Source organism: Pseudoalteromonas sp. SIMBA_162 (assembly GCF_046535955.1).
GTDB lineage: Bacteria > Pseudomonadota > Gammaproteobacteria > Enterobacterales > Alteromonadaceae > Pseudoalteromonas > Pseudoalteromonas marina.
Window position 1 is genome coordinate 1 of the sequence record NZ_JAWJBQ010000974.1, and the last position, 245, is coordinate 245.

Genomic DNA, 245 nt, shown 5'->3' on the forward strand with positions numbered 1-245 from the left:
GGCGATCGCCAAGGGCCTGGGCGAGCAGGTCGGCACGGTGGCGGACTGGTTCAGCAATGCCAGTGTCGCGGTATTCAAGATCGCCGGGGAAGAAAGTGCCGTGCGCAGCTGGCTTGCCGACAGCGCCCCGCAGATTCGCGTGCTGAGCGTGGGGCAGAGCATCGAGATCCTCAAGGCGGTGGGCCTGCCGGCCCATATCGCCAGCCTCTATGGCCTCAAGGGCATGCAGGGCAGCCACATCATCG

1 protein-coding gene is annotated in these 245 nt (G+C 66.1%); it reads left to right on the forward strand.

Annotated elements, in window-relative coordinates; genetic code table 11:
- The coding region (locus R0J88_RS22610) for a hypothetical protein (RefSeq protein WP_410901265.1) at window positions 1-245 on the forward strand (245 nt) is incomplete at both ends.